Source organism: Dactylosporangium sp. NPDC006015 (assembly GCF_040614215.1).
GTDB lineage: Bacteria > Actinomycetota > Actinomycetes > Mycobacteriales > Micromonosporaceae > Dactylosporangium > Dactylosporangium maewongense.
Map to the genome: position 1 here is coordinate 116099 of NZ_JBEXUD010000035.1, position 9683 is coordinate 125781.

Sequence of the window (9683 nt, forward strand, 5' to 3'; positions counted from 1 at the left end):
ATCCGCGGGCGACATGCCGTCGACCTCAAGGGGGAACTGTGCCACCGCAACCTGTCGGCGTCCTGCGCCGGCTCATCCCAGGCGCCTTCGTCCTGGTGCTCGTCGCCGCGTTGTACGTGGCGGCCCAGCTGCCCGAGGCGTCGGCGGCGACACGCAACGCCATCGCCAACCGTTACGCGTTCACCGAGCTGCAGATCGCGCTGCCGCCGGGCCTGCCGCAGCACACGGTGCGCCAGGTCAACCCGAAGTACGAGCACATCAGGGCCTGGATCTCGTCCGTCGGCGCCGCCGTCGCGGTCAACGACATCGACGGCAACGGCCGGTCCAACGACCTGTGTCTCGTCGACACCCGTAGCGACTCGGCGATCGTGACGCCGGCGCCGCAGGGCGGGGCGACCTACGCGCCGTTCGTGCTGAACCCGGCGCCGCTGCCGACCAGCGCCACGATGGCGCCGATGGGCTGCGTGCCCGGCGACTACAACGCCGACGGCTGGACCGACCTGCTCGTCTACTACTGGGGCCGCACGCCGGTGCTGTACATGCACAAGCCCGGTGCCACCGCGCTGGAGATGGCCGCGTTCCGTCCCACCGAGCTGATCGCCGCGTCGAACACCGCGGCCGGCGGCTACGGCGGCCCGCTGTGGAACACCAACGCGGTGAACGTCGCCGACTTCGACGGCGACGGCCACGTGGACATCGGCGTGTTCAACTACTTCCCCGACACCCAGGTCCTCGACCCGCAGGGTGACCCCAACGTGCAGATGAACCACTCGATGTCGCGGGCCGAGAACGCCGGCGGCGCGCACGTGCTGCACTGGGAGGCCGCCAGCAGCGGCGACGAGCCCAGCGTCACGTACGTGGAGCAGAAGGCGATCCCGCCGTCGGCCGCCACCGGCTGGACGCTCGGGGCCGGCTCCGCGGACCTCGACGGCGACCTGCGCCCGGAGCTGTACCTCGCCAACGACTTCGGCCGGGACCGCTTCTTCCGCAACGTCTCCACGCCCGGCCAGATCAAGTTCGCCCTCGCCGAGGGGGAGCGCGGTGCCTTCACGCCGAAGTCCCTCGTCGTCGGGCACGACTCCTTCAAGGGCATGTCGATGGAGTTCAGCGACCTGTCCGGCGACGGGCAGTTCGACATGTTCATCAGCAACATCACCACCAGCTGGGGCCTGGAGGAGAGCAACCTCTACTACCAGAACACCGCGGCGAACCCGGCGAAGGCCGCCGCGGCGCTCAAGGACGGCCGGGCGCCGTTCGAGAACAAGGCCGCCTCGGCGAACATCGCCTGGGTCGGCTGGGGCTGGGACGCCAAGGCCGCCGACTTCGACAACAGCGGCCGCCTGTCGCTGGTGCAGACCGCCGGCTTCGTCAAGGGCAAGATCAACCGCTGGTCGTGGCTGCAGGAGCTGGCGATGACCAACGACCTGCTGCTGCAGGAGCCGCAGATGTGGCCGAACGCGAAGCCCGGTGACGACATCGCCGGCTCGCAGCCGTTCGCGTTCTGGGCCAAGGAGCCCAACGGTCGCTACGTCAACGTCGCCAAAGAGCTCGGCATGACCTCCGACATCCCGAGCCGCGGCGTCGCGGTCGCCGACGTCGACGGTGACGGCGCCCAGGACTTCGCCATCGCCCGGCAGTGGGGCGCCCCGTCCTACTACCGCAACACCAAGGCGGGCGCCGGCGAGTACCTCACCCTCAACCTGTACCGCCCGGCGACCGGCGGCGTCTCCGCGACCGGAGGCCTGCCCGGCGCGCCCGCCTACGGCGCCCAGGTGCGCGTCACCACCGCCGACGGCCGCACCCAGGTGTCGCAGCTCGACGGCGGCGGCGGGCACTCCGGCAAGCGCGGCTTCCAGCAGCACTTCGGGCTCGGCGCCAACCAGGGCAAGCCGGTCTCGGCCGAGGTGTGCTGGCTCGACAACACCGGCGCCATGCACATGCAGACGCTGCAGCTGAGCCCCGGCCAGCACACCCTCATGTTGACCACGCAAGCCCAGGAGGTGCAGCCGTCATGACCGACGTGCAGCCCCGCGTCAAGCTCCCGACCGAGGCGCCGGTCTCGCCGGCCGTAGCGGTTCCCACCAAGGCGACGGTGACGGTGTCGACCCCGTCGGGCGCGCCGCCGCGCGTGGACGGCCGCGACCCGCGGTATCTCGCACTGCGCAACTTCGCGATCTCCATGAGCATCTTCAACATCCTCGGCTACACCGTGCTCGGCTTCGAGCAGCCGTGGACGTGGCCGCTGTTCTCCCTCGCCATCGGCTACTCGACGGAGCTCGTCGTGGAGTGGATCGCGGCGAAGGCCGAGCGGCGCGCCCCCGGCTACTCCGGCCACGGCGGCTGGGGGCTGTACACGTTCCTGCTGCCGTCGCACATCACCGCGCTCGCGGCGAACATGCTGCTGTACGCCAACGACGTGTACTGGCCGATCGCCTTCGCCGTCGTCGTGGCCGTCGGGCAGAAGGTGCTGTTCCGGGCCCCGATCAAGGGCCGGCTGCGGCACTTCATGAACCCGTCGAACTTCGGCATCACCGTCACGCTGGTGCTGTTCGGCTGGGTCAACGTGGCGCCGCCGTACCACTTCACCGAGCACGTCCCGGACGTGATCCGCATCGTGGTGCCGACCGTCATCCTCACCGCCGGCACGATCCTCAACGCGCTGCTGACCAAGCGGGTCGCGCTCATCGTCGGCTGGGTCGGCGCGTTCGTCATCCAGGCGCTGATCCGCCACTACGTGTGGGACGTCGCGCTGTGGGCGGCGCTCGGCCCGATGACGGGCGTCGCGTTCATCCTCTTCACCAACTACATGATCACCGACCCGGGCACCACCCCGACGTCGGGCAAGGCGCAGTTCATGTTCGGCTCCAGCGTCGCGTTCGTCTACGGCGCGCTGCTGCTGGCCAACGTGGTCTACACGCTGTTCTTCGCCGTCACCATCGTCTGTGCCGCCCGCGGTTTGTTCTGGTGGGCGAAGTGGCTGAAGGACCGTCGGACGACCGTGATCACCACCTGAGGCACCACGCCGGTCGGCGCGGGGACAACGCCGTCCCCGCGCCGGCCGCGTTCCTTGTCATCCACAGTGGAGGGTACGTGACATCCACCCAGCTGCGGACCGGCGTCACGCCGGGCCCGCACCTCGCTCCCCGACGCGCCCGCAACGGCCGGGTCGTCCTGTTCAGTGTCCTGGCCGGCATCGCGCTGGCGGTGCTCTGGTCCTACGAGTTCGTCGACTCGGTCATCGGCGACAACGTCGCCAACAACCTGCTCGGCCACGACGCGAAGAAGACCGCCATCGCCGGCACCACCGCCGGCCTGGTCTTCGCGTTCGTGTCCGGGCTCGCCGGCACCTTCACCGCCTGCAACATCGCGATGGCGGCGTCCGTCGGTCCGCTGTCACAGGCCGGTGCCGGCCAGCGCGGCGGCCCGCTGCGGCGGCTGCTGCGCCCGCTCGGGTGGCTCACCGTCGGCATGGTGGCGGTGTCGGCGGTGTACGGCTTCGTCGGGGTCCTGCTCGGCGACCGGTTGCCGCAGCTGTCCACGGACAAGGTCGGCGACGTGCCGGTCCGGCTCCTGCAGTCCTCGGTCGTCTTCGGCCTCATCGGCCTCGCCCTGATCTACCTCGGCCTGGCCGCGCTCGGCGTCCTGCCGGACCTGTTCCGCGACCGGCCCACCGCCCGCGTCGTCGTCCTCGGCGGCCTCGTCGGCGGCTTCCTCATCGGCCGGCCGTACCCGTTGTTCAACAAGCTCTTCCATTACGCGGCGGACACCGACAACCCGCTCTACGGCTCGCTCGCCTTCGTGCTGCAGTCGGTGGGCAACGTCGTGTTCGTCGCGGCCGTCTTCGCCGTCGTCGTGCTCCTCACCAGGGGGCGCTTCCTGTCGTGGCTCGGTGCGAGCCCGCGGCGGGCCGCCGTGGTGACGGGCAGCCTGCTCGTCGCGCTCGGCGTGTTCAACGTCGTCTACTGGGACGTCCGCCTGCCGGCGATGTTCGGCATCGGATGGTTCCCCACCATGTGGTACAACGCCTGACCTCTCACGTTCCTTCGTGCACTCGGGGTCGCGTCCGCGGCCCCGAATACGACTTCCGCGGATGGTGACCCATGACCGTCGTCGTGCTCCAGGACCGCTGGCAGCAGACCCGCGCCGCCGTCACGGACACGGGCCGGCGCTTCGAGTCGCTGGTCAACTGGGCTCCCGACCCCGCGGCGATGGCGACCGCGGAGTGGTCGATCGCCGACTCCGCCGCCCACGTGCTGTCCATCGCCAAGCTGTGCCTGCTGCTGCTGGACCCCGACGCGCCGCCGCCGCCCGTGCCGGGCCTGCGCGAGCTGCTCTCCGGCACCAACGTGGACACCGTGGCGGACACCAACTCCCACGTCATGCGCCACCTCACCGAGCGTGACCCGAGGGTCGTCACGCGCGACCTGCGCGCCGCGATCGAGCGCATCCTGCTCGTCACCCGCGACGCCGACCCGGCCTCGACCGTCACATGGCTGGGCGACGCCCAGGTCACCGTCGCCGGCGTGCTCGCCCACCTCGTCAACGAGATGCTGGTGCACGGCTGGGACATGGCGCGCGCGGCCCGCCTGCCGTGGCCGATGCCCGACGCCGACGCCGCCCTGTTCTTCGAGCTGTTCCTCGTCGACATGATCCGCAACTCGTACGGCGCGCTGCTCAACGAGTCGGTCCGCATGCCACGGCACCGCATCGCCGTCGAGTTCCGCTCGGTGCACACCCCGACGGCCATCCTGCAGCTGCACGAGGGCCGGGTCAGCGTCGCGCCGCCCGGCGACCCCTACGACGTCAGCCTCACCTTCCGCCCGGCGCGGTTCAACCTCATGCTCTTCGGCCGCATCAGCGCCCTGCGCGCCGCCGCCGGCCGGGACGTCGTCGTCGGCGGCCCGCGCCCCTGGCGGCTGCGGTCGTTCCTGCGCGTCGTACACATGCCGAACAACGCCAAACCGTGAGGCTCAGGTCCGCACAGCAGCGGAAGCCAGCGTGACCCCGGAATCGAAGAATAGGTGCAGATCCGCTCATCCACGGAGGTTGCAATGGCATTCGAACAGGACCGGACGCAGACCCACGCCGGGTGGAGTCAGGACCACACCGAGATCTACGATCTCGTCTTCCGCAGCCGCGGCAAGAGCTTCGAGGCCGAGGCCGACGACATCGCCGCGCACGTGCGCGCCCGCCACCCGGGCGCCACCACCCTGCTCGACGTCGCCAGCGGCACCGGCTCGCACCTGGTGCGCTACGCCCAGCTGTTCGAGCACGTCGAGGGCGTCGAGCTGGCCCCCGCGATGCGTGTCGTCGCCCAGCGCAAGCTGCCCGGCGTCGCGGTGCACGCCGGCGACATGCGCGACTTCGACCTCGGCCGCACGTTCGACGCGGTCGTGTGCCTCGGCAACTCGGTCGCCTGCATGGCCTCCACCGCTGAGCTCGACACCGCGATCGCCCGGATGGCCGCGCACGTGGCGCCCGGCGGGGTCCTGATCGTGGAGCCCGGCTGGTTCCCCGAGCAGTTCCTCGACGGCTACGTCGGCGGGCACCTGGTCCGCGAGCCCGGCCGGGTCATCTCCCGGGTCACCCACTCGACCCGCGAGGGCTTCGCCACCCGGGTCGAGATCCGCTTCACCGTCGCCACGTCCGAGGGCGGCATCAAGGAGTGGACCGACTACTTCTACATGAACCTGTTCACCCGCGAGGAGTACACCGCCGCGTTCGAGAAGGCGGGCTGCGCGGTGGAGTTCCTCGACATCCCGTGGCGGCTCGGCACCGACCCGCACAACGCGCCCGGCCTCTTCGCCGGCGTGCGCAAGTAGGGGCACCGGCATGACCTTCGTCGCCCCACTCACCTCGCACCTGATGGTGGGGTTCATCGTCGGGCTGGGGGTGCTGCTGCTGACGGCATGGCTGCTCGGCCGGCTCGCCGAGCGGTGCCGGATGCCGGCGGTGGTCGGTGAGCTCACCGCCGGAGTCCTCATCGGCCCGTCGGTGCTCGGCCACCTCGCGCCGGGCGTCACCGAGCGGCTCTTCACCGGCTCGCCGGAGCAGATGCACCTCATCGACGCCGTCGGCCAGGTCGGCGTGCTGCTGCTCGTCGCCGTCACCGGCACGCACCTGGACCCGTCGCTGCTGCGCCGGGTCCGCGCCACGGCCGCCACCGTCAGCCTCGGCGGGCTGCTGCTCCCCCTCGCCGCCGGCATCGCGCTCGGGTACGTGCTGCCGGTGCCCGTCGTGCCGGGCGGCCCCGGCGACCGCACCGTGTTCGCGCTGTTCCTCGGCGTCGCGATGTGCGTGTCGGCCATCCCGGTGATCGCCAAGACCCTCACCGACATGCGCCTGCTGCACCGCAACATCGGACAGCTCACGCTCGCCGCCGCGTTCATCGACGACGCCCTCGGCTGGCTGCTGCTGTCGGTGGTCGCGGCCGCCGCGACGGCCGGGGTCAGCGCCGGCACCGTGACGGCCTCGGTGCTGTACCTGGTGGGCTTCCTCCTCTTCGCCGCGACCCTCGGCCGGGTGATGGTGCGCAAGGTGATGACGGCCGTCGCGGACCGGCCGGCGGACGCCCCGGCGGTCGCGACGGCGGTCATCCTCGTGCTGTTCGGCGCCGCGACCACCCTCGCCCTGGGCATGGAGCCGGTCTTCGGGGCGTTCGTGGCCGGCCTGCTGATCACCGGCGCCCGCACCGCCCAGCCGAAGCTGGCCGGGCTGCGCACCGTCGTCACCGGGGTCCTCGCCCCGCTGTTCCTGGCCACCGCGGGGCTGCGGATGGACCTGACGGCGCTGGCCCGCCCGCAGGTGGCCATCACGGCCGCGGTGGTGCTGGCGGTGGCGATCGTGGGCAAGTTCGCCGGCGCGTACCTCGGTGCGCGGCTGCGGAAGCTCACCCGCTGGGAGGCCCTCGCCCTCGGCGCCGGGATGAACTCCCGCGGCGTCATCGAGGTGATCGTGGCGCTGACCGGGCTGCGGCTCAAGGTGCTCGACACGGCCGGGTACACGGTGATCGTGCTGGTCGCGATCGTCACGTCGGTCGTCGCGCCGCCGCTGTTGCGGCACGCCATGAACCGCATCGCCGGCACCGAGGACGAGCGCCTGCGCGAGATCGACCACGACACGTGGAACGGCCTCACCCCGGTCAACGCCGGGCGGTCCGCCCCATCACAGTCCACTGTGGAGCAGAACAAGGACGACTAGTGTCCACAAGGGACCGCACGGCCAAGGATGCGGCCACGGACCTGGACGCCGGACGATGGTTGGCATGACCACCGGGATCCAGGACACCAAGCATCTGCTCGCCGGTCAGGACGTCGGCGACTACGTGGCGGCCTGCACGACACCGCCGGGGCAGGCCGTCACCGGGCTCATCGCCCGCGCCGGCGAGCTCGGCGACGAGGCCGGGATGATGGCGACCGCCGCGCAGGCGACGCTCCTGACGATGCTCGCCCGGCTGGTGCCGGCGCGGCTGGCCGTCGACATCGGCACCTTCACCGGGCTGTCAGCGCTCGCCCTCGCCGAAGGTGTCGGCGCCGGCGGCCGGGTCGTCACCTGCGACGTGTCCGACCGGTGGCTGCCCCTGGCGCGCGAATACTGGGAGAAGGCCGGGGTCGCGGACCGCGTCGACTTCCGGCTCGGCGCCGCCGGGCGGACCCTCGCCGGGTTCGAGCCCGGCAGCGTCGACCTCGTCTTCGTCGACGCGGACAAGATGAGCTACCCGCGCTACCACGCGCTCGCGGTGCCGCTGCTGCGCCCGGGCGGGCTGCTCGTCGCCGACAACGTGCTGCTCGACGGCTGGGTCGTCGACCCGTCCCGGGCCGACACCCCCGCGCAGCGGCGGTGCGCCGAGACCCTGCGCGCCTTCAACGCCGCACTCGCCGCCGACGAGCGCCTCGACGCCGTGATGCTGCCGCTCGCCGACGGGCTGACGATCGCGCGCAAGCGGTAGCGGGACGACGAACGGCGTGCACACCCCGGGGTGTGCACGCCGTTTCGTGTCGCCGTCCACGTCTGTCGCCTGTGGATGCCGCTCAGGTCGTCAGCGCGACGACGGCCTTCGTGAACGTGGCCAGGTCCGGGTCCTCGAACAGCAGCCCGAAGTCGACGGTGACGCCGAGCTCGTCCTCCAGCCGGCCGACGATGCGGACCGCCGAGATGGACTGGCCGTGCAGCTCGAAGAAGGTCAGGTGCTGCCCGCCCTCGGGCATGCCGAGAACGTCCCGCCACACCTCTTCGACGCGCTGCTCGACGACGGACGGATCTGCCGCGCCAGTGTTCTGCACCATGGGACGTGCTCCTTCCAGGCAGGTGACTCCCCGCTCATCGTCGGCACCGCGGCCATCGACGCGCATCCTTCGAAATGCGCTGTGTGCGCCGCATTCCTTGAGAAGCAATCGATGTCCGCTGCGTGTGACGATTCGTCCGTCGTAAGGAGGACGCGATGAACGGATCGCCTGCCCGCTGGTGGGTGCTGGAGCACCTCGCGCCGGGCACCGCCGCGCCGCGCGTCTGCCGCGGCTTCGACGTGAGCGGGCCCGTGGACGTCGACGCGCTGCGCGCGGCCTGGCTCGCGGTGTTGTCCGCGCACGAGCCGTTGCGCACCACCGTGACCGATGTCGATGCATCGCCGGCACCGGTGACCGCGGCCGCCGACCCCGCCTCGTTCGCGGTGCTCGAAGCGCCCGCAACGCCTGCCTGGGACGGACTCCCGGCCCGCCTGACCCTGACACGCACCGCGCCGGACCTGCACCGCGTGACGGTCGTGCTGCACCGCACGGTCGCCGACGACGACACGATGGACCTCGTCGTCGAGGAGCTGTCGCAGCGCTGCGCCGGCCTGGTGCCGCCCCCGCCGCCGGCGCCGTCAGCGCTGTTCGGCGGCCCCGATCCCCGCCGGGACGCCGAACTGCTGCGCTGGTGGCAGGGCGCGGTCCGCCCCACGCCGCCGGTGAGCCACCCGCTCGGACCGGACCGCGACACCACCCCGGTCGTGCCGGGCGGCGCCGTCGGCTTCGACTGGGGGCCGGAGGCTGCGGCCGCCGTCACGGGGTTCGCCCGCGACACCGGCACCACCCCGTTCGCCGTGCTCCTCGCGGCGCTGCAGTCGCTGCTGTGCCGTTACGACGGCGGCGCCCTGGTCACGGTCGGCACCCCGGTCAGCGTCCGCCCCGCCGGTGCCCCGCGGGTCGCCGGCGCCTTCGACAACCTGCTCGTGCTCCCCGGCGACCTGGCCGGCGCGGACACCTTCCGGGCGCGGGTCCTGCGCGCCGCCGCCACCACGGACGCCTGCCTGGCGCACCGCGAGCTGCCCTACGGCGAGCTGCTGCGGGCCCTGGACGCCTACGGCGACGCCCGTCCCGTGCCGCTGTGCGACGCGGTCCTGGCCGTGCGGGAGGCACCGGAGGCGGTGCTGCGCCTGCCCGGCGCCGAGGTCCGCCCCGCGCCGGCGGACACCGGCTGGGCGACGTGCGACCTGACCCTGACCGCGACCGTCGACCCGGCCGCCGGGCTCGCCGGCACGCTCGGCTTCCGCGGCGAGGAGCAGCGGCCCGCCGCGGCCGCGGTGCTCGAGCAGCTGCGCACCCTGCTGCTGGCCGCGATCGCGGACCCCGACGCCGACGCCGCGGCCCTGCCGATGGACGCCGCGACGCCCGGCCCGCTCGCCTCGCCGGCGGCGTCAGACC

The 9683-nt window shown here is 72.2% G+C and carries 9 protein-coding genes; 8 read left to right on the plus strand and 1 reads right to left on the minus strand.

Annotation, left to right across the window (positions count from 1 at the left end; genetic code table 11):
* Positions 1 to 38 precede the first annotated feature (38 nt).
* From ABZ321_RS41740 to ABZ321_RS41770, 7 genes are all read left to right on the plus strand, one after another.
* Complete coding sequence (locus ABZ321_RS41740) at positions 39 to 2015, plus strand: CRTAC1 family protein (protein WP_354901252.1); 1977 nt, start codon at positions 39 to 41, stop codon at positions 2013 to 2015.
* Positions 2012 to 3013, plus strand: coding sequence for an enediyne biosynthesis protein (locus ABZ321_RS41745; protein ID WP_344508698.1), 1002 nt, complete (start codon positions 2012 to 2014; stop codon positions 3011 to 3013). Before ABZ321_RS41740 ends, ABZ321_RS41745 begins: the two co-directional genes overlap by 4 nt.
* A 77-nt stretch (positions 3014 to 3090) precedes the next feature.
* Positions 3091 to 4029 carry a hypothetical protein gene (locus ABZ321_RS41750; protein WP_344508696.1) on the plus strand — a complete coding sequence of 313 codons (939 nt, stop codon included), beginning with the start codon at positions 3091 to 3093 and terminating at the stop codon, positions 4027 to 4029.
* 71 nt (positions 4030 to 4100) lie between these two features.
* A complete protein-coding gene (locus ABZ321_RS41755; RefSeq protein ID WP_354901255.1) occupies positions 4101 to 4967 on the plus strand; it encodes a maleylpyruvate isomerase N-terminal domain-containing protein in 867 nt (288 codons plus the stop codon).
* 84 nt (positions 4968 to 5051) lie between these two features.
* On the plus strand, positions 5052 to 5822 hold the full coding sequence (locus ABZ321_RS41760; protein WP_354901257.1) for a class I SAM-dependent methyltransferase: 771 nt from the start codon (positions 5052 to 5054) through the stop codon (positions 5820 to 5822).
* A gap of 10 nt (positions 5823 to 5832) precedes the next feature.
* Complete coding sequence (locus ABZ321_RS41765; RefSeq protein WP_354901259.1) at positions 5833 to 7200, plus strand: cation:proton antiporter; 1368 nt, start codon at positions 5833 to 5835, stop codon at positions 7198 to 7200.
* Positions 7201 to 7264: 64 nt separating this feature from the next.
* Complete coding sequence (locus ABZ321_RS41770; protein ID WP_354901260.1) at positions 7265 to 7948, plus strand: O-methyltransferase; 684 nt, start codon at positions 7265 to 7267, stop codon at positions 7946 to 7948.
* An 82-nt stretch (positions 7949 to 8030) separates the two neighbouring features.
* On the opposite strand, the gene ABZ321_RS41775 is transcribed toward ABZ321_RS41770, so the two are convergent.
* Positions 8031 to 8285, minus strand: coding sequence for a phosphopantetheine-binding protein (locus ABZ321_RS41775; protein WP_354901262.1), 255 nt, complete (start codon positions 8283 to 8285; stop codon positions 8031 to 8033).
* Between the two features lie 155 nt (positions 8286 to 8440).
* On the opposite strand from ABZ321_RS41775, the gene ABZ321_RS41780 reads away from it, so the two are divergent.
* A partial coding sequence (locus ABZ321_RS41780) for a condensation domain-containing protein (RefSeq protein ID WP_354901264.1) occupies positions 8441 to 9683 on the plus strand: 1243 nt, incomplete at its 3' end.